Source organism: Sphingobacterium sp. InxBP1 (assembly GCF_026191775.1).
Classification (GTDB): domain Bacteria; phylum Bacteroidota; class Bacteroidia; order Sphingobacteriales; family Sphingobacteriaceae; genus Sphingobacterium; species Sphingobacterium thalpophilum.
Map to the genome: position 1 here is coordinate 1 of NZ_JAINDX010000038.1, position 20,879 is coordinate 20,879.

Below are 20,879 nucleotides of genomic sequence, written 5' to 3' on the forward strand. Positions count from 1 at the left end.
AAGGGGAACGGAAGTATGCCCGTTCGGACTGCAGCATTGGAGACAGCAAACCTATGGTACATCGGCATGATCCGCCGGACGGTGATAGACCGGACAGCTTCCGCAGACCATGGCCAACAGCGACGCCCCCCGGAGCCCAGGAAACAGATTCTGAAGACGGATTACCAGAGCCGGCAATACTCCGATAATGCTTGACTCTCACTGCAGGACAGCAGCATGCCATCAGCATGGTGGCTCCGCCCTGTTTCCGTGCTGAGTCCGTGTTGAGTCCGTGTCCTGCACGCTCTCAGCGCCCCCCGGACCTGTTCTCACTCCACGGTCATCCTGCCCCGGATGCGGATAGCGCACGGAGCAGCAGTGGATCCCCGGTGCACCGCAGCCGGAGAAAACATGGGGCAGTACCGACACACGCACTCCGGACAGACAATAAGCGAATCCGCAGGCCGACAGAAGGAAACCTGTGCGGAAGCAAAGTGAGGACCTGGAAGCCGCTTAATGGTGCGTCAAGATGTGCCTACCGTTCGTACTCCTGACTAACTTTCATCAAATTATGATCAAATTTGAAACTAACCGGGAGATAACACCGGATTAACAGGGGGGTAACAGGGGTATTATAGGGGTATACCCTTGTTAATCCCCGCTTATACCCTTTTAAGATGTCTAGAAATCCGAGTTTATTAATAAAGTTGGTAACAAGTTGAACATACGTTATCCAGACCCTAAATCGGACAATAGTAAAAACACCAAACCAATTCTACATCCTGGCGCTCTTGCCGCTCCCGATGTGCAAAAGATCAGGTAATAATTCTTTGATACTTATTAAAAAAACTTGTTTATCTATTTTTTTATGTAGATTTATCTTCTCAATAACCGATAGCGATGAGCAGAACCACCCTGAAAGATATTGCCTTAGAATTGAACATCTCCGTTTCGACTGTTTCCAAAGCACTGTCAGACAGCTATGAAATCAGCGAAGCAACAAAAAAAATGGTTCAAGAATATGCAAAAAAGCATAATTTCCATCCAAATAAATTAGCACGAAGCCTAAAAATCGGAAAATCGAACACAATCGGCGTTATCGTTTCCAATATCAGTAATACTTTCGTATCACAAATCCTCGATGGAATACAGATTGCGTCACAACAAACGATCTATGACATCATTTTTATGCAAAGCCGTGAGGACGAACGTATCGAAAAGAATTGTATTGATGTGTTAAAAATGAGAGGCATCGATGGTTTAATGATTGCTCCTGTCAGTTTCGATTCAAACATCGAAGAACTTAAAGCACTGATAAAAGCCAAAATACCGGTGATAATCTTCGACCGTATCAACCATGCATTGGACACCTTCAAGGTCGGGGTCAACAATTTTCAGGGCGCTTATAGCGCGACGCAGCATCTTATCCAACGGGGGAAACGCCGTATATTACACATCACCGGAAAAAACCTGGGGGTTGCACAGGAACGGCTCAATGGTTTCAAAGCCGCTCTAGCCGACGCAGCCATTCCATTTGACGAAAAGCATTATATTGAGTGCAGTTTTAATAATACAGCTGAGTTAGACCGTACAATAAAAGAAATCTTAACCAAAGAATATATCGAACATAAAAATATAGACGCGATTTTTGGTGCAACCGATGTCATCACCACAAGAACATTGGGCATCTTAGCCGAACTTCAGATCGAGGTACCTGCACAAATAGCTGTCATCGGGTTTTCAAACACGCAAATCGCAGCTTCGTTGAACCCAGCTCTGTCAACAGTCGTACAGCCAGCAACAGAAATAGGGGAATTGGCGACAAAAAAACTGATCGAAACCATCAACCGAACGAGGCCCGTCCATGAATTTGAAACGATTGAGCTGCCTACACAGCTTATTATCCGAAAATCATCCTTATAAGGTTGTACCAATAGCCGATCGATACAGCAACAAAAAAACAGCCGAAGATAGATGTCAAAACATCATTTCTCCAGGCCGTTTTTTGTTGTCCAGCAGAGGATATTAGCCATCCGACTTGATAAGCTTCCTCCTACTCGCCTATTATTCCGTATTCTAAACCGCGTAATTCAGCCAAGCCTCTTAACCGGCCGATCGCAGAGTACCCCGGGTTCGTCACTTTATGCAGATCATCCAGCATCTGGTGTCCATGATCTGGCCTAAACGGAATCGCTTTGGAACGTTGCTGATTTTCAGCGACAAGAATTCTCATGATCTTGTACATATTAACATCGCCGTCCAGATGATCCGCTTCGTAAAAGCTACCGATAGCATCTTTCTTCACGTTGCGCAGGTGAACAAAATTCACCCGATGCTTAATCTCTTCCAAAATTGCCGGTAGATCATTTGTCTGACTAGCCCCCAAAGAGCCCGTACAAAAACAAACGCCGTTAAATTGTTGCGGAACCGCATTCAAAAAGTAGTTAAAATCTTCGCCATTGCTCGCAATACGCGGCAGCCCCAAAATAGGATACGGCGGGTCATCCGGATGAATTGTCATATGAATACCGTTCGACTCACAGGTCGCCGCAATTCCGTTTAAAAAATAAACCAGATTTTCACGTAATCCTTCTTTCCCTATGTGTTTATAGGTATCGATGCTCGCTCTCAGCGCATCGAGTTCCACACTCTTCTCCCCGGGAATGCCCATCAACACAACATTGGCCAAGTCCTGTTTTTGCTGTTCTGAAATTTGATCAAATCGCCCGGCCGCCTGTTTGACAATATCTTCTGAATATTCTCTATCAGCACCTTCACGCTTTAATATAAAAATATCAAAAACAGCCAGATCAATCCAGTCAAAATAAAGCGCCTTAGATCCGTCTGTCATAAGCAGATCAAGCTGTGTACGCGTCCAGTCGAGTACCGGCATAAAGTTGTAACAGATTGTCTTGATACCGCATTCTGCAAGATTGCTCAAGGTCTCGCGATATTTCTGGATATACTCATCGACTTTGGGCCCCTTTGTTTTGATTTCCTCATGTACAGTGACGCTTTCGACTACGGACCAGGTAAGTCCGGCCTCTTCGATAATTCTTTTACGTTCTTGGATATCTGCTAATGGCCATACCTCACCATGCGGAATATGATGAAGAGCGGAGACAATGCCGGTTGCCCCTGCTTGCTTAACATCTTGTAAGGTTACTGGATCATTGGGGCCATACCAACGCCAGGTTTGTTCTAATTTATTCATTTAAAGTATAATTAAACGCCACACCATGCATTAAATCCTCCGTCGACAAAAACGGTCTCGCCGGTCACAAAGGCCGACGCATCGCTCAAAAGATAAACCAAAGTTCCCTTTAGCTCACGCGGGTCACCCAAGCGGTTGTAAGGCGTGCCACTGAGGATCCGCTTGGTACGGTCACTATACGTACCGTCAGGGTTTGTCAGCAAAGTTTTGTTTTGTTTCGTCAGGAACACTCCTGGTGCAATGGCATTGACACGGACCTGATCACCGTATCGCTGTGCGAGCTCCGTAGCCATCCATTTGGTATAGCCGTCAATTCCATGTTTGGCAACGGTGTAGCCAAGCACGCGCGTGAAGGGACGGCTCGCTGCTAGAGAAGAGATATTGACGATCACTCCCTTACCGCTTTCAGCAATTACTCTACCAATGACATGTGTAGGTATCATCGTACCATAAAGATTTAGCTCAATGGCTTTAATCGTATCCTGAATATTGCTGGCAAACAGGTCCTGATCCGCTCCAATGGTCGCCCCGGGAATATTTCCTCCTACTGCATTCACAAGACCGTCGATCCGCCCCCATTTTTTGAGAATTTCATCCTTCGCCCGGTTAACGTCCAGTTCGTCCATGATGTCAACTTCGACAAATATGGCATGCCCTCCCAGATCTTCAACCTGTTGAACACGTTCGGCTCCAGCCTGCGCATTGCGGCCCAGGATCGCAACTTTTGCTCCCGCTTCGGCTAAAGCCTCGACGAACGCTTCGCCCAGAATGCCTGTCCCCCCAGTAATGACGACAACCTTATCTTTTAATGAAAATGGATTATTATTCATGTTTTTTATTTCAAATTGGTATTTATTCCCAATTTTATTGATAATAACCTTAATTACAAAAAAAAGCAATTGATTTAATTACGATAACGTTTTAGTTATCGTACGTCATTCCGGATTCGCTTCATCCGCTCTGTCATCATCAAACAGAATCCGTACCGAAGGCGTGTAGGTGTCATTATGCTGTCCGGTTTCGTTTGCCCAAAAAAAGGCACAAAGAAAGACCAGAGCCAGAAAGACACTGCAGCCAATCAAGATATACATGATTTCCATAATTATTATAGTTTATGCCGTTTTGCATAGCATCTTGTCATAAGGCTGGTAAAGGATATGATTGTAACCGTACTGATAGGCATCAAGATCGCCGCAAAGAGTGGCGACATAGTTCCCTGCACAGCAAAGCTCAGCCCAATGATATTATATAAAAGCGATATGCCGAAGCTCATATGTATCACTTTCACCGCATCTTTGCTGAATGCAAAAAAACGGGGCAGCTTAGCAAAAGAGTCGCCGTCGAGTATCGCATCGCAACCCGGTGAAAAGTTATTGATATCATCACTCACGGCGATCCCCAGATCTGCCTTGCGCAACGCTCCCGCATCGTTCAGTCCGTCTCCCACCATACAGACATGTTTCCCAGCACCCTGAAATTGCTGAATTGCGTCAAGCTTTTCCATCGGCGACCGGTTAAACAACAGAGTGGCATCTGATGGGAAAATAAGCTTCAGCGCGTCGAGGCGTCTGTCATTGTCACCAGATATCAAATGAAGACCGTAATCTTCCCTTAAATCTTCAACTAATGTCGATAAGCCCTCACGCCAGGACTGCTCCACTGTAAAATAGCCTTTAAGGTCCTCCCCTATGCGGATAAAGACAACCGAACCATCAGACTTTATATTTCCAATTCCCATAAATGTGGCGCTCCCGATTCGCACCTGCTGCCCTCCCACATTGGCGAGCATTCCCCTACCCGGAAATTCCTTAAAATCCGCCACCAGGGAATTCGATAGGCCATGCGCGGATCCCAGCCACTTGACGATTTCACGGCTCAATGGATGACTCGAATTTCGGCAAACAGCACTGAGCATTTTTTTTTCTGTTGCCGACAACCTGCCTTCAAAATAAATCGAAGCTGCTTTAGGAGAAGAAATTGTTCCGGTTTTATCAAACACGAGCGTATCAATTGATGCCATTTGTTCGATGGCGGCGGTATTCTTCACATAAAACTTATTCCGGTCGAAGATACTCAAGGCTGCAGAAAGTGTAAATGGGGAGCTTAGCGCCAACGCACATGGACAGGCGATAATCAATACCGCCGTAAAAGCTCCCCAAGCCTTATTGGCATTACCATCAATAGCCCAGCTTGCTGCGGCAAAAAAAGCAATTGCCAATAAAACAACAGTAAAATATTTGCTGATAAAGTTGACGAAGGTCTGGAAATGCCTATCGTAATCTTTATAGTTTTCGTTATTCCACAATCTGGTCAAATAGGATTGCGAAACCGGCTTAACAACCTCAAGTTCAATAGCTTCCCCGATCTGCCGTCCTCCAGCATAGATAATTTCGCCCAGAATTTTATGTATGGGACTGGATTCGCCAGTCACAAAGCTAAAATCGATAGCAGCCTCGCCTTTGAGCAACATGGCATCCGCAGGTATAATTTCGTTATTGCGCACCAGAATACGGTCACCGATACGCACATCCGCCAATTGCACGGGCTTATCGCCAGATTCAGTCAAGACCGTTACCGCTACAGGAAAGTAACTGCGATAATCGCGTTCAAAGGATATGTGGTAATAGGTCCGCTGCTGCACCCATTTGCCGATCAGGATAAAAAACACCAAGCTGCAGAGTGTATCCGTAAACCCAGCTCCTGTCTGTGTAATCACTTCAAATGCCGAGCGCATGAACAGAACCAGAATGCCCAGAGCCAGAGGCACGTCGAGGTTTAGCCGTTTCTGTTTCAGGCTAAAAATTGCGGATTTAAAATAATCGGAGGCACAGTAGAGCAAGACCGGTAGGCCAAACATTAAATTGACGTAGCCAAAAAAGCTGGCATACTCTTTTTCAAACGCTCCCATGCCGAAATAGTCCGGGAAGCTAAACAGCATGGAATTACCGAAACAAAACCCTGCAACAGCTATTTTGGCAACCAAGGGGTTCAAATTGCGTTTATTCCCCTCCTTGACCACATCCTGAAGAGTGATCTTTGGATCATAGCCGATATTGCTCAGCAGATAAACCAGTTCTTTCAGCGGAAGCTGACCGTGGCTGAATGTAATGCTGGCCTGCTTCTTCATAAAGTCCACACGGGATTGCAGCACATGTGGGGTGAGTCTGTACAAGTTTTCGAGCAGCCATATACAGGAACTACAATGAATTGCCGGTATATAAAAAGTAATGATCGTGATTTTGTCATCCTTAAAGTCTATTAGCTTTTCAGCGATCTGAGGCTCGTCCAGATAGGAAAAATCTTCTTTTTCTGTGCGGTTCGATTTTCCAGGGTGCTGATTATAACGGTAGTACTGCTGCATCCCGCTCTCGTGCAGGACCTGATAAACGGTCTGGCATCCCAGACAGCAAAAATCGTGGTTATCGAGGTGATATCCCCTTTCTTCGATTTTATCGCCACAATGGAAACATTTTTCCTCCAACTGTACATCTTGCTTAATATCTGACATATCCCTACGATTAAATTGCCTGACTAAAAAGCTGTTTCTGTGTCTGAGCGTTGCGCAAACGCTGGTCAAAAGCCATGCAGATATTACGTAAAAATGAACGGCCGGTAGCTGTACACTGAACATGATGATCGTCGATGACCACCAGCCCGTCCACAGCAAGTTGGGACAAATCCGCTTTAATCCGCTCACTCAGCGCTGCTTCCGGCTGTAGCTGCACTCTTCCTTTACACATCATATCCAATATATAGCGCCTTACTAACAGGTCCTGCTCGTTGAGCATATGACCTTTCACAACTGGCAGCTGCCTCGATTCAACAAGTTGGTGATATTCTTCAACGGTTTTGACATTCTGTGCAAAAGCTCCCCAAGCGTCGCTGATAGAAGACACACCTATACCGATCAGCAAGGGACTGAAGCGATCGGAGTACCCCATAAAGTTGCGATGCAGTCTTTCCTGCTGAAACGCAAGAAAAAGCTCATCTTCTTTTTTTGCAAAATGGTCCATGCCGATATCCTCATAACCCTGTTCCAGGATCAGTTTTTTGCCTAGATTGTAGAGTGCGAGCTTCGATGCACCACTAGGCAGGTCTGCTTCTGTGTAATGACGTTGCCCAGGCTTTATCCATGGTACATGCGCATAGCTATAAAAGGAAATGCGGTCTGGAGAAAGCTTCATAGACTGGAGGATCGTATCTTCAACAGAGTTCAGTGTCTGTTTCGGCAATCCATAGATCAGATCGAAATTAATGGAATCAAAGCCGATATTTCTGGCGTTAACCATTACGGTTTCAACCTCTTCCAAGGTTTGGTGTCTGTTGATAACAAATTGCACTAGTGGATCAAAATCCTGTATCCCTAAGCTCAGCCGACGGAAGCCCAGATCATACAAGGTCTGCAGATGAGCTATATCTGTATTCGCCGGATGTGCCTCAAATGAAAAGGAACTGTCCGGCGCCACATCCGCATGATTCAATAAACCTTCGATCAACACTTTCAGATTTTCCGGCCGGAAGAAAGTCGGAGTGCCCCCGCCCAGATGAATTTCCGAAAGCAGTGGTCGCTCGCCATTGAAAATCGCAAGGTACATCTCCCATTCCTTTAAAAGAGAGGCAATATAAGGCAGCTCTACCTGATGATTTTTAGTAATCCTCGTGTTGCACCCGCAGTAGGTACAGAGGCTTTCACAGAACGGCAGGTGAATATACAGGCTGATCCCTTTTTCTTTCGATCGCTGAAAAGTATGATATACCTGTTCACGCCAAGCTTCAGTGGTAAATGTGGACTGATCCCAAAACGGGACAGTCGGATAACTGGTATATCGCGGAGCGGCCACATTATATTTCCGAACCAATTCCGCCCTGATAACTTCTGATCTATTCATTGTCAGTTATTTTTTTGCACAGTCGTTCAGGCAGCAGCATGCTTTGCCAACGCATTTCTCTATGCCCCAAAGGTTAAGATTCCGCACGGTTTGTTCGGCCAGTCCCTTGGGACTCTGGTCTTCAAATGGTGCATTGGCAATCTGAATATTTAGTTCTCCCGCCTTCACCAGATCGATATGGGCGGTATCCATGCTTCTTGTCATGATTTTGTTGATCCCCAGCTGCTTTAGATTAAGTAGCATGGTGGCGTCCAGAATATCTTCAGGGGTAACTACCACAGCGTCCTTTCCGCGGGCATAATGCTGCGTCTCTTCATTTAATTCATTTGAAATCAAGGTAAGATCATGCTGTTTGGCATTTGCCAGCGCCCAGAATTCTGTTTCGAATGATTTTACACTATATACAACTACTTTCATGCTGAATTCTACAATTGCCTTCAATAAGGCTATCCCAAGACAAAAGTAGTCGAAGTCTATCATCAAAAAGATGATAGACAACCACAGCTTAAAATGATATAAATCACTATTTGTAATAAGGTGAGCGTGAAGGGAGGAGATGTACTGCGGCGAGCGCCGCAGTCCCTACTGTTTCACATCGCGCAGGTTTTTGATGGAATTGATATAAATCTTTCCTTTTTCCTTGGTAATCAGCTTCTCTTCTTTAAAATCGGAGAGCATACGCGAAACAGTTTCATTCGCAGTTCCAGCAATGGACGCCAGACCATCCCGGGTGACATCAATGGCACAGGCATTGACCTCATGGATGTTGATACCGCTTTTTTCGGCTACACTGATCAATGCATTCGCCACCCGCTTGCGAACGGAATGGTACGCAAATCCCAGCAGCTGTTCTTCTTTCTCACGAAGATCTACGGACAACAGCTTGATAAACTTGCTGGCAATAGCTGGTTTTTTCCATAATAGTTCCAGAAAGCTATCCTTGGGAATCAGCACAATCTCGCTAGCTTCCACCGCTTCGGCATAGTCCTCGTAATTCTCATTCAGAAGTACGGACGCGTATCCGAAATAGTTTCCACTAATATAAATGCCTGTCGACAGCTCACGGCCATCCTTATAGGATCTGAAGCTGCGAACTTGCCCAGATTTCACAAAATAGATATACGTAGGTGAGTCGTCTTTTTCATAGATCGTCTGCTTCTTTTTCACTGTCTTGACCCGAGAATTGGCAATCAATTCGTCCAACACGAGCACCTGTTCATCCGCGCTTAACCCCAGGTCAAACTCTTGTGCTGATTCGGCCGACAGCTGTTCATGTTTTTTAAGTCGCACTTCAATAGCATTCATCAGTTCGACATCATCAAAAGGCTTGGTCAAGTAATCGTCGGCACCCATTTCCATGGCTTTGCGCATGTCCGCCCGCTCGGCCTTGGCGGTTAAAAAAATAAACGGAATTCTGGCGGTACGTTCAATTTTACTCAGCATGAATAGCACACCATAGCCATCCAGTTCGGGCATCATGATATCACAGAGAATCAGATCAGGAATATGTTTGGTTGCCAGATCGACTCCTATCCGGCCGTTTTCAGCGGTGATCACTTGATAGCGCCCCGTAAGCTCCAGAATTTCGCTCGTTCCCTCACGGATATCACTATTATCTTCAATGATCAGAATTGTCTTTTTATTTTCCATTCGAATGCAATATTTTTTGCTCAGATCTTAATCTTGTTTAAAACTGACACGAAATGATGTCCCTTTATGTACTTCCGACTCAAACTCCATATTTCCTTCCATGAGTTCTATATACCGTTTGACGATATTCAATCCTAAACCTGTGCCCGGTATATTTCCCGTATTATGTGCCCTGAAAAATGGTTCAAATAAATGTACCTGGTCTTCTTCCGGAATACCGATACCGTTATCTTTGACCGATATCGTACATCCGTTGCCATCGATGCAGGTCGTAAATTCGATCAATGTATCCTCTCCCGAATACTTGATTGCGTTGGATATCAGGTTGACAAGCGCATTTTTCAGCAGGTTTGGATCAAGGGAAAAATGTCCCGACTCCCCCGTATGTTGATAGACAATATGCTGGTTTTTCTTGCAGATCAACTGCATTTCTTCGGTAATTTCCTCCGCCAGTTCAACTAGATTAATATATTGTTTGTTTACAGCTACAATACCAGCTTCCAGCTTTTCGAGGGACAGAAAATCGTTAAGAATACTTGTCAGCAACTGCACCGCTCCTTTGATCTTGTTGGTATGCTTGATAATGTTGGCCCTTTCGTCGGGACGTTCCGAATACTTCTCAATCAGCGAAGCGGACAGCTGTACCGAACTTAACGGCGTACGAAATTCGTGCGAAGCCATAGAAACAAACCGTGATTTGAGCTGGTTCAGTTCGATTTCCTTCTCCAGTGATTTTGAGACTTCGGCTTTTGCTTTTTCGAGTTCGGAAACCAGCGATATCAGGTCCCGGGTACGTTCACTAACCTTATGTTCCAGTTCCGCTGCATGCTGTTTGAGCATATCTTCAGCGGCTTTTTCGCGGGACAGATCGTGAATAAATCCTGTGAATATGTTCTTGTCTTTTAGCCACACCTCGCTTACGGCCAACCGGAAGGGAAAGGTCTCGCCATTCTTCTTGAGCCCCATGACCTCGCGCCCAATGCCGATAATTTTTTTTTGGCCTGTGGTCTGATAATTATGGATGTAACCGTCGTGATTACTGCGATCAGGTTCGGGCATCAGCATAGAGACATTGTGCCCGATCACTTCGTCGGCTTCGTAACCGAACAACTCAAGAGCAGCAGGGTTAATGCTTTCCACATTCCCCCTGTTGTCTATTGTAATGATACCATCAATTGCATGGTCTATTATGGCGGCCAAAAGTCTTCCGCTTTCCATAAACGTCTCCTACTTTACGAGTTTTTTGTATTTAATACGGTGCGGTGTGACATCACCGAGGCGTTTTTTCCGATTTTCTTCATATTCCGAATAGTTACCCTCGAAGAAGTACACTTGGGAGTCGCCCTCAAAAGCGAGAATATGGGTACAGATACGGTCCAGAAACCACCTGTCGTGGGAGATGACCACAGCACATCCACCAAAATTCTCCAATCCTTCTTCCAAAGCCCGTAAGGTATTCACATCGATATCATTGGTAGGTTCGTCGAGTAGAAGTACATTAGACCCTTCTTTCAATGTAATGGCCAGATGTACGCGGTTGCGTTCACCACCGGAGAGCACGCCTACTTTCTTTTGCTGATCGGCGCCATTAAAATTGAATTTAGACACATATGCTCTGGAATTTACCATACGGTTGCCCAACAACATGTTGTCGTTTCCGCCTGTAATATTTTCCCAAACCGACTTTTCAGGATCAAGGTCATGATGCATCTGATCCACGTACCCCAATTTAACTGTTTCACCCACCTTAAACGAGCCGGAGTCCGGTGTCTCCTGTCCGGTGATAAGACGGAACAAGGTCGTCTTACCCGCGCCATTCGGACCGATGATACCCACAATACCTGCTGGCGGCAGCATAAAACTGAGATTTTCAAATAAAATACGGTCGCCATACGCCTTGGAAATATTGGTCGCTTCGATGACAGAGTTACCCAGGCGCGGACCGGGGGGAATGAACAATTCCAGTTTTTCTTCCCGCTCTTTCGTTTCTTCGGAAGCCAGTTTCTCATAGTTATGCAAACGCGCTTTCGATTTGGCATGACGGGCTTTAGGCGCCATGCGCACCCATTCCAGCTCACGTTCGAGGGTCTTTTGACGTTTGGTTTCCTGTTTTTCTTCCTGTGCCAGACGCTTCGCCTTCTGATCGAGCCATGAAGAGTAATTACCTTTCCAAGGGATACCCTCGCCGCGGTCCAGTTCAAGAATCCAACCAGCCACATTATCGAGGAAGTAGCGGTCGTGCGTAACGGCGATGACGGTTCCTTTATATTGTTTTAAATGTTGTTCCAGCCAGTCGATAGACTCAGCATCCAGGTGGTTGGTTGGCTCGTCGAGCAGCAAGACATCTGGTTCCTGCAGCAAAAGGCGACATAATGCTACACGCCTGCGCTCGCCACCTGACAAATTGACAATTTTAGCATGCGGTTCAGGGCAGCGCAGCGCATCCATGGCCCGTTCCAGTTTTGAATCAATTTCCCAGGCATTTGTCGCATCGATTCTGTCCTGCAATTCTCCTTGTCTGGCCAATAGCTTATCCATTTCGTCCGGATTTTCATAGACTTCCGGCAGTCCGAATTTTTCGTTGATTTCTTCGTATTCCTTTAAGATGGCAGTAATTTCAGCGACACCTTCCTGCACGATTTCGAGAACCGTCTTTTCAGGATCCAATTCAGGTTCTTGAGCCAAATACCCCACAGAATAACCCGGAGAGAACACCACTTCACCTTGATAAGACTTGTCGAGTCCCGCAATAATTTTCAATAAAGAAGACTTACCCGAGCCATTGAGACCGATCACGCCGATCTTGGCACCATAGAAAAAAGATAAATAGATATTTTTTAGAACTTGTTTTTGGGGCGGATGGATTTTGTTGACACCAGCCATCGAAAAAATAATCTTCTCGTCTGACATAAAATTTAAAAAAAATGGAAAACTCTTGTTATATTAACATACAAATGTAATCTTTTATACTGACATTTTGGACGTATTATGGTCATGGCTTAATTGTTGATGACATTATTTAAAATAATTTTAAGGTTTGAAATGTAGAATTTACTACATTTATATATCCTTAATATAAAACAGAAAGGTATTCAATGGAAGCAAAATTTTCACCGCGCGTAAAGGATGTCATATCGTACAGTAGAGAGGAAGCTTTGAGATTGCGTCACGACTATATCGGAACGGAGCACTTGTTGCTAGGATTGATTCGTGAAGGCGATGGAATGGCGATCAAAATCCTGAAAAACATAGGCATTGACACTACAGCCCTACGTCAATCTGTGGAGGACGCAGTGAAGGGGGCATCTGTATCACGCGCACCGATTGGCAATATGCCATTAACAAAACAAGCTGAAAAAGTTTTAAAAATTACGTATTTAGAAGCGAAGATTTTCAAGTCAGATATTATTGGAACGGAGCATTTATTATTGGCAATCCTGCGGGATGAAGACAATATTGCTTCACAGATATTACAGCAATATAATGTCACTTACGACATCTTCAAGTCTGAAGTAGAGCAGAACAGGACAAGCATCAAGGATGAAGCTCCTGGTTCTCCTACTGGTGGCGATGACGATTTTGCGGAAGATGATCAATATATCCAGCCCAAGAAGGTTTCGGATATCAAATCCAAGACGCCGGTACTTGACAACTTTGGTCGCGATCTGACCAAAGCTGCAGAGGAAGGCAGACTGGATCCTATTGTCGGCCGCGAGAAAGAAATCGAGCGTGTGTCTCAAATTCTATCACGACGCAAGAAAAACAACCCGCTTTTGATCGGGGAGCCGGGAGTCGGTAAATCAGCGATAGCGGAGGGACTGGCGCTGCGTATCGTACAACGTAAAGTATCCCGTGTGCTATTCAACAAACGGGTAGTCACTTTGGATCTCGCTTCCTTGGTAGCAGGCACAAAGTATCGTGGACAATTTGAGGAACGCATGAAAGCCGTCATGAATGAGCTGGAGAAGTCACCAGATGTGATCTTGTTTATCGATGAGATCCATACCATTGTCGGCGCAGGTGGAGCATCAGGCTCATTGGATGCGTCCAACATGTTCAAACCAGCCTTAGCAAGGGGTGAGATTCAGTGCATCGGTGCTACGACATTAGATGAGTACCGTCAGTACATTGAAAAAGACGGCGCATTGGATCGTCGTTTCCAACGGGTGACTATCGAGCCTGCGACACATGACGAAACTGTGGAAATCCTGAACCGCATCAAAGAGAAATATGAGGATCACCACAACGTGACCTATACACCAGAAGCGATTGAGGCCTGTGTGTCGCTGACCACACGGTATATTACCGACCGCTTTTTACCGGACAAAGCGATTGACGCATTGGACGAGGCCGGGTCACGTGTACACTTGAACAATATTCATGTACCGCAGTCCATCATTGACATCGAGAACAAAATCGAGGAAGTCAAATTGGAGAAAAATAAGGTGGTGCGCAGCCAGAAATATGAGGAAGCAGCCAAATTGCGCGATACGGAGAAAAAGCTGATCGAGGAACTGGAAAAAGAGAAGATTGCATGGGAAGAGGAGACCAAGTCCAAACGCTATACTGTATCGGAAGAAAATGTAGCTGAGGTGGTCGCGATGATGACTGGCATTCCAGTGCAACGTGTCAGCCAGACGGACAGCCAGAAGCTGTTGAACATGGCGGAGCTGATGAAAGGACGGATCATCGGTCAGGACGATGCTGTGGGTAAATTAGTGAAGGCTATCCAGCGCACACGTGCTGGGCTGAAAGATCCGAAAAAACCGATCGGTTCCTTTATCTTCTTAGGCCCTACTGGTGTAGGTAAAACTGAATTAGCGAAGGAGCTGGCGCGCTTCATGTTTGACACGGAGGACGCCTTGATCCAGATCGATATGAGTGAGTACATGGAGAAGTTTGCTGTTTCCCGTTTGGTGGGAGCGCCTCCGGGATATGTAGGTTATGAAGAAGGTGGTCAGCTGACTGAGAAAGTACGCCGCAAACCTTATGCTGTTGTGCTTTTGGATGAGATTGAGAAAGCTCACCCCGACGTGTTCAACCTATTGCTACAGGTATTGGATGAAGGACAATTAACGGATAGTCTGGGCCGTAAGGTCGATTTCCGCAACACCATTATCATCATGACCTCCAACATTGGTGCACGTCAGTTGAAGGAATTTGGTCAGGGAGTCGGTTTCACTACCGCAGCCAAAGCACAGCAGTCGGATGCGCATTCCCGAGGTGTGATTGAGACAGCGTTGAAACGCGCTTTCGCGCCCGAGTTTCTGAACCGAATTGATGATGTGATTGTGTTCAACTCATTGACTAAGGAGAATATCTTCAAGATCATTGACATTGAATTAAAATCGCTGTTCAAACGCATCGCAGACTTGGGCTATGTGATCAACTTGACGGATGAAGCCAAGGATTTCATTGCGGATAAAGGTTACGACAGTAATTTTGGGGCACGTCCACTAAAACGGGCAATTCAAAAATATCTCGAAGATCCAATTGCTGAAGAGATCCTTAAAGGCAACGTGCAGGCCGGTTCAGTATTGACCGTAAGCATTAACCCAGAAACCAAAGATATAGAGGTATCTAGCTCGGATCCGAAGTCTTCAAAAGATACGGCAGAGAAATAATTGGCCTGCTGTATTCGAAATAATTTTAAAAAATGCACCATACTGGTGCATTTTTTGTTATATACCAAGTTAGCGTTAAACTATCGCAGTATTTTATCGTCATATAATAAAAAACGTCACAAATAATACACACAATATGAAAAGACTTTTATTCGCAGCATTAATTGGAACCGCAACGTTGGTTTCATTCTCTTCTTGTAAAAAGGAGTATATTACAAATTATCTACCAGGGGTGAGCTATACCTTTGACATACCAAATGATAGTTTCGGAGACTGGAAAAGAATTAGCGGAACCAATACTTTCGTGATAGAGGTCCCATTTCCAGAATTAGACAGGCAATACTTTGAAACAGGGCACGTAAATGTTGCAATTTCTTTCAATAATGATAGACCGGATTATTTTCGCAATATTCCTTCCGCCATTGGTGCATATGATTATAGAGTAGATTACAAAATAGGTCAAGTAATTGTATATGCTGATTATGTTGGTATCGGAACTCCTGCTGTCCCTGGTGAAATGATAATGAAAGTTACTTTAACGGACGCTGATAATGGCGGACAATAACATTAGAAAAAGAGTTTGCTGTTTAGACAGCAAACTCTTTTTCTAATGTTAACCAGACTTAAACTTTCAATAACAATTCCGCATGCTCGAGTGCAGCATCCGTAGGATTTGCCCCGCTGAGCATCTGAGCGATTTCTCTGACCCTACCCTCTTGATCTAGCCGGACAATATTGGATATCGTACGATTAGCTTTATCCTCCTTGTATACCTTGAAATGTGCTGTGCCCTTCGAAGCGATTTGCGGCAAGTGCGAAATTGCGATCACCTGCATATTTTGAGCTAGATTTTCCATCACCTCCCCTACACGTAAGGCTACTTCCCCGGAGATACCAGTATCGATCTCATCAAAGACAATCGTCGGTAAGGCAGAAGTCTTCGCCACGAGCGATTTTATTGCCAGCATCACACGCGAAAGCTCCCCGCCGGAGGCTACGCGATGGATGGACTGCAAAGCCTGCCCTTTATTTGCCGAAAATAAGAACTGGACGGTATCCAGCCCAGACTCGCGCATATCGCCGTCTTTAAGCGGCTCCAGTACAATCTTAAGAGCTGCATTAGACATACCTACATTCGACAATGTACCTTGCACATCCTGCGCAATCTGATCCAACACCAATCTTCGCCTATCCGACAATTCTTGAGCATTCTTGCGGGCTTCCTCAAGTTTGAACTCCACCTCTGCTTCCAGACGTTCAAGCTGTTCGTCCGACGAACTGATGGCTAGTAGTTTTGATTCCAGATCATCCCGCAACTGAATTAATTCTTCCACCGAATCGACGTGATGTTTTTTCTGCAGAGAATACAACAAACTTAAACGTTCGTTGATCTCCGACAGTGTTCCCTCGTCCAGTTGCGTATCATCTGCCAGAGAAGTCAGCTCACCTGCGATATCTTTCAATTCGATCCATGCACTTTTCAGGCGGGCAGCAAGATCTGCTGCTTCCGGTGTAAATGTTGCAATATTTTCCACCTGATTCAGCGATTCTTTTAACTGGCCTAATACTGCAACTTCCTGATTCTCCAACAGGCTCGAAGCAGTATGAAGAGCCCGTTTGATTTCCTCCGCATTTTCGAGCTGTCGCTGCTGCTGCTCCAAGCTCTCCTGTTCATCAGCCAGCAGTTTGGCTGCATCCAGTTCATCAAACTGAAACTGGAAGTAATCCTGTTCTATAGCGGCCTTCTTGACGGCTTCTTTGAGTTCATCCAGCTCCCTTTTGGCTTTTTTATAAGCCTGGAAGCTTTCTTTGAAGATTTGCTTTAATCCAAAAGTACCAGCTACACTGTCGAGCACCAAAAATTGAAATTCCTCTGTATTGATCTGTAAAGTCGCATGCTGCGAATGCACATCAATGAGCTGTTCGCCCAATTGCTTAAGAACCACTAATGTGACTGGGGAATCGTTGACAAATGCCCGCGATTTTCCATCGGGAGTTATTTCCCTACGGATAATAGTCTGATCAGCATAATCCAGATCGTTCCGCTCAAAAAAGTCGGATAGCCGATAAGCGCCGATGTTGAATTCGCCTTCAATCACACATTTTTTTGATTGATCAAAAAAATGCTTTCCCTCTGCCCTATTGCCCAAAACCAGGGAGAGCGCACCCATAATAATGGATTTACCTGCTCCAGTTTCCCCGGTTATCATATTCAGCCCCTTATCAAACTGTATCTCCAGTTCGTTGATAAGGGCATAGTTTTTAATATGTAAGGTATCTAGCATATTGTTGAAGGTCTATTTCTTTTTGTAACTCCCGTCGCCGCTTATGTAACCAATTTAATTAAAAATCAGCCTATTTCAATGTTTTTTTAGTGATAATAGACGATTTATTTGGTGGGTCAGCCATTAACCGACTACTAAATACTAAAAATAATATCATTTTTCCAAATTAAACTAACATTTATAGTTAAACAACTCTTCAGGTCATGAAAGTTATCTATTCGGAGCAAGGGAAAATCACCTTGATATCGCTACAAACCAAAATTGGAATACCCCGTCTACCATGAGCATAGTGCCTCTTATCGGCTATGCATCACCCTTATTGCTCTATAAAAATACCATTTTGACAGAATAATGTTTGCTCATGACAAAATAATGTTGTCAGCTTATGAGGCAAAGCTGAATAAATCCTTATTTTTATGACATGCAAGATTACAGTGCTACCCTAAAAAAATATATGCCCGAAGAAGCTGCCCCGATTATATCCAACTGGATAAACGATACGGGCTGCTTATTTAAAATCTCCCGTTCACGCAGCAGCAAACTGGGCGACTACCGCGCTCCATTTAGGGGCAGCCCACACCGCATTTCGGTCAATCATGATCTGAACCGCTATTCCTTTCTGATAACGACTATTCATGAGTTTGCACACCTGCAGACCTGGAATAAGCATCAACACCGTGTCAAGCCCCACGGTACCGAATGGAAGAATCATTTTAAACAATTGATGGATCCGTTTTTAAAACTATCTATTTTTCCAGCCGATATTAAACAGGCGATACTCAATTATATGGAGAATCCGGCGGCCTCCAGCTGCACTGACCTTCATCTTTTCCGGACGTTAAAGGCTTATGATACGGCAAAGTCGAGCGCGCTCACCGTAGAGTCCCTGGAGGACGGCCATTACTTTGCCCTGAAAAACGGACGTTCTTTTCAACGGATTGGCAAGATCCGCAAACGCTACAAATGCATGGAACTGAGCACTAGACGTATATATCTTTTTAACCCGATAGCCGAAGTATTTCCGCTCGAACGATGATTTTTAACAAATACAACCATTATATTTTTATCTTTGCTAACTTAGGAAACAATTAAAGAGAGGTTTTATGTTACACTTACACTCGACAATAGCAATTGTCTTATTGCTAGCCCTGGTGATATCTATTGTGATCACCTTAACGAACTACCTAGGCAACAAACCATACAATCGTAAGATTGCCTTGTTAGGTTTTATCGTATCGCATATTCAGTTATTAGTAGGACTGATCCTATACTTCTATCTGAAATATCCATCCATGATTTCTGGCGGCGTGATGAAAAACGCGGATTTGCGTCTTAAAATCATCGAGCACCCGCTGACGATGATTATTGCCATCGTGCTGATCACCATCGGTTACTCCAAAGCCAAAAAGATGGAAAATGCCAGAAAAGCAAATCAGACTGTTGTAATCTTCTACATCATTGGTCTTATCCTGATGCTTGCACGTATTCCTTGGGGTACATGGTCATTCTTTGCATAATCAAATCAATACATAAAAAAAGGCATCAAAAAAATTGATGCCTTTTTTTATGTATTGATCTGTATTTTTCTTCTAGTACATCGATGAGTTGGCTATGCTCCTATTGATCCATGTCCATTAAAACAGGATGATGGTGTCTCGAAACGCCATTTATTCGTAGGAACGGCCTACAGTTGGTTTTCTTAGCTTATTGTACATGTAATAGCAGTAGCGTCTTATCGCTAAGTGTATTGCTAAAGGTAAATCACAAAAGAAAAGCCTCAGGAAGTGAGGCTTTCATATCTTAAATAACTGTTCGTTAGTCGCGGTTTTTTCCAAATCCCAAAATACCGAAAACGGTTTTGAAAGCAATAAGAGATCCTACGATCATCGCAATATTCGCGATTGCAGAGAACAAAAATGTTTGTTGTCCCAATGCTGGACATACATCCGGTACAAAACGGATAAATGTACCTATTAAACCTAAAGCGATAGCCACTACCAATGTTTTGTAGTAATGAGTTTGATTCGCGTTATTATCTGTTGTCTTTGGAGCTCTTGGTTGTACAGTATCTGCCATTTCTATTTCGATTTTATTCGATACAAATGTACAAAATAATCTATGTATGAAAAATAAAATTGAAAAAAGCGGGTATCTGGTAAATGATATAAAGTTACGATTCGTCTAATCTTCCCGCCCTTTGCTTTCAAAACTGTCCAACTCTCTATTCACTTCATCGAGCAGCTGCTGCTCAGTAGGCAGGTAAAGCTCGTATTGACTCGCGACAATCTGCTTTTGTCCTTCAGGAAGCGTAAATTTCACAACTGCATCGTTTTTACTTGCGCAGAGTAAAATGCCGATTGTTGGATGCTCGTGTGGAAGTCTTTCCACACGGTCATAGTAATTTACATACATCTGTAACTGACCAATGTCCTGATGGGTTAATTTATGTGTCTTGATCTCTATGATCACAAAACTTTGCAATAGTCGGTTGTAAAAGACTAAATCAACAAAAAACTCATCCCCTTCAATGTGGATACGTTTTTGCCGGGCAACAAAGGAAAAGCCATTTCCTAACTCCAACAAGAATTCTTGAAGATGAGCAATAATCGCGCTTTCAAGATCTTTTTCATAGTAGGCGCTCTCCCGCTTCAGGCCTAAAAATTCGAGTACCATCGGGTCTTTGATAATTTCTCTAGCATCGGAAGGCACCTTTTCCTTTTTTGCAACAGCCAATACACTTTCCTTATCATTGCTAAGTAGCAAGCGCTCGTATAGATTGCTAAAGACCTGCCGTTCCAGTTGTCGCGATGTCCAATTATTTTTAATCGTTTCTGCAATATAAAACTCACGCTGTGCTGCCGAATCAAGCCGCATCAAAAGCTTATATTGTGTCCAGCTCAATTGCGAACGCAGTGCGTTCGCAATTGGGAAAACCCGATAGAACTGCCGAAACAATTCAATTTGTCGCTTAGAGAAGCCGCTCCCGTACTCAGGCTCCAATGCTTCAGCAATGTATTCTGTCAGATATCTACCGTAATCGGCCCTATCCTTTCCTTGCTGCTCCTCTTCGAAAATACGCTTTCCAATATGCCAATACATCAACGTACGCTGATGATCGACAGCACGGATCGCATTCTCTTTGGACCGCGCAATAATCGCTTTTATATCGGACACTAACGTTTTATCTGATACCATATCTGCTTATTTTTAATTCGTGTACTACCGCACTTGCATCAAA

19 protein-coding genes are annotated in these 20,879 nt (G+C 44.4%); 7 read left to right on the forward strand and 12 right to left on the reverse strand.

Features of this window, described 5'->3' with window-relative positions; translation table 11 throughout:
- The 3 genes from K7A41_RS01915 to K7A41_RS01925 form a co-directional block, all read left to right on the forward strand.
- Positions 1-188 (forward strand): hypothetical protein (locus tag K7A41_RS01915; RefSeq protein WP_265712362.1); only part of this gene is annotated, 188 nt, incomplete at its 5' end.
- A gap of 3 nt (positions 189-191) precedes the next feature.
- Positions 192-533: a hypothetical protein gene (locus tag K7A41_RS01920; protein WP_265712363.1), complete on the forward strand. Its 342-nt coding sequence runs from the start codon at positions 192-194 to the stop codon at positions 531-533.
- Between the two features lie 346 nt (positions 534-879).
- Positions 880-1,902 carry a LacI family DNA-binding transcriptional regulator gene (locus K7A41_RS01925; protein WP_265712364.1) on the forward strand — a complete coding sequence of 341 codons (1,023 nt, stop codon included), beginning with the start codon at positions 880-882 and terminating at the stop codon, positions 1,900-1,902.
- A gap of 130 nt (positions 1,903-2,032) precedes the next feature.
- On the opposite strand, the gene uxuA is transcribed toward K7A41_RS01925, so the two are convergent.
- The 9 genes from uxuA to ettA form a co-directional block, all read right to left on the reverse strand.
- On the reverse strand, positions 2,033-3,193 hold the full coding sequence (gene uxuA / locus K7A41_RS01930) for a mannonate dehydratase (RefSeq protein ID WP_265712365.1): 1,161 nt from the start codon (positions 3,191-3,193) through the stop codon (positions 2,033-2,035).
- 11 nt (positions 3,194-3,204) lie between these two features.
- Positions 3,205-4,023 (reverse strand): SDR family oxidoreductase, encoded by an 819-nt coding sequence (locus K7A41_RS01935; RefSeq protein WP_028069901.1) that lies wholly within the window; start codon positions 4,021-4,023, stop codon positions 3,205-3,207.
- Positions 4,024-4,128: 105 nt separating this feature from the next.
- Complete coding sequence (ccoS, locus tag K7A41_RS01940; RefSeq protein WP_265712366.1) at positions 4,129-4,293, reverse strand: cbb3-type cytochrome oxidase assembly protein CcoS; 165 nt, start codon at positions 4,291-4,293, stop codon at positions 4,129-4,131.
- Positions 4,294-4,298: 5 nt separating this feature from the next.
- On the reverse strand, positions 4,299-6,701 hold the full coding sequence (locus K7A41_RS01945) for a heavy metal translocating P-type ATPase (RefSeq protein WP_265712367.1): 2,403 nt from the start codon (positions 6,699-6,701) through the stop codon (positions 4,299-4,301).
- A gap of 10 nt (positions 6,702-6,711) precedes the next feature.
- Positions 6,712-8,082 carry an oxygen-independent coproporphyrinogen III oxidase gene (gene hemN, locus K7A41_RS01950; RefSeq protein ID WP_265712369.1) on the reverse strand — a complete coding sequence of 457 codons (1,371 nt, stop codon included), beginning with the start codon at positions 8,080-8,082 and terminating at the stop codon, positions 6,712-6,714.
- A 6-nt stretch (positions 8,083-8,088) separates the two neighbouring features.
- The gene (locus tag K7A41_RS01955) at positions 8,089-8,499 is read right to left on the reverse strand and encodes a lactate dehydrogenase (RefSeq protein WP_265712370.1); all 411 of its coding nucleotides are present in this window, start codon (positions 8,497-8,499) and stop codon (positions 8,089-8,091) included.
- A gap of 165 nt (positions 8,500-8,664) precedes the next feature.
- Positions 8,665-9,732, reverse strand: coding sequence for a response regulator (locus tag K7A41_RS01960; RefSeq protein WP_265712371.1), 1,068 nt, complete (start codon positions 9,730-9,732; stop codon positions 8,665-8,667).
- Between the two features lie 27 nt (positions 9,733-9,759).
- Positions 9,760-10,950: a PAS domain-containing sensor histidine kinase gene (locus K7A41_RS01965; RefSeq protein ID WP_028069895.1), complete on the reverse strand. Its 1,191-nt coding sequence runs from the start codon at positions 10,948-10,950 to the stop codon at positions 9,760-9,762.
- 9 nt (positions 10,951-10,959) lie between these two features.
- Positions 10,960-12,642: an energy-dependent translational throttle protein EttA gene (gene ettA / locus K7A41_RS01970; protein WP_265712372.1), complete on the reverse strand. Its 1,683-nt coding sequence runs from the start codon at positions 12,640-12,642 to the stop codon at positions 10,960-10,962.
- Positions 12,643-12,827: 185 nt separating this feature from the next.
- Here ettA and K7A41_RS01975 point away from each other — a divergent pair, with 185 nt between their 5' ends.
- Both K7A41_RS01975 and K7A41_RS01980 read left to right on the forward strand, forming a co-directional pair.
- Positions 12,828-15,356 carry an ATP-dependent Clp protease ATP-binding subunit gene (locus tag K7A41_RS01975; protein WP_028069893.1) on the forward strand — a complete coding sequence of 843 codons (2,529 nt, stop codon included), beginning with the start codon at positions 12,828-12,830 and terminating at the stop codon, positions 15,354-15,356.
- Between the two features lie 136 nt (positions 15,357-15,492).
- Positions 15,493-15,921, forward strand: a complete 429-nt coding sequence (locus K7A41_RS01980; protein WP_265712373.1) for a hypothetical protein — start codon at positions 15,493-15,495, stop codon at positions 15,919-15,921.
- Between the two features lie 58 nt (positions 15,922-15,979).
- Here K7A41_RS01980 and recN read toward each other — a convergent pair whose 3' ends face one another.
- Positions 15,980-17,641 (reverse strand): DNA repair protein RecN, encoded by a 1,662-nt coding sequence (gene recN / locus K7A41_RS01985; RefSeq protein WP_265712374.1) that lies wholly within the window; start codon positions 17,639-17,641, stop codon positions 15,980-15,982.
- 421 nt (positions 17,642-18,062) lie between these two features.
- Here recN and K7A41_RS01990 point away from each other — a divergent pair, with 421 nt between their 5' ends.
- Positions 18,063-18,677 carry a SprT-like domain-containing protein gene (locus K7A41_RS01990; RefSeq protein ID WP_265712375.1) on the forward strand — a complete coding sequence of 205 codons (615 nt, stop codon included), beginning with the start codon at positions 18,063-18,065 and terminating at the stop codon, positions 18,675-18,677.
- Positions 18,678-18,744: 67 nt separating this feature from the next.
- Positions 18,745-19,158, forward strand: a complete 414-nt coding sequence (locus K7A41_RS01995) for a hypothetical protein (protein ID WP_028069883.1) — start codon at positions 18,745-18,747, stop codon at positions 19,156-19,158.
- A 298-nt stretch (positions 19,159-19,456) separates the two neighbouring features.
- Here K7A41_RS01995 and K7A41_RS02000 read toward each other — a convergent pair whose 3' ends face one another.
- Both K7A41_RS02000 and K7A41_RS02005 read right to left on the reverse strand, forming a co-directional pair.
- The gene (locus tag K7A41_RS02000; protein ID WP_028069882.1) at positions 19,457-19,717 is read right to left on the reverse strand and encodes a hypothetical protein; all 261 of its coding nucleotides are present in this window, start codon (positions 19,715-19,717) and stop codon (positions 19,457-19,459) included.
- Positions 19,718-19,822: 105 nt separating this feature from the next.
- Positions 19,823-20,836 carry a PDDEXK nuclease domain-containing protein gene (locus tag K7A41_RS02005; protein WP_265712376.1) on the reverse strand — a complete coding sequence of 338 codons (1,014 nt, stop codon included), beginning with the start codon at positions 20,834-20,836 and terminating at the stop codon, positions 19,823-19,825.
- Between the last annotated feature and the right edge of the window lie 43 nt (positions 20,837-20,879).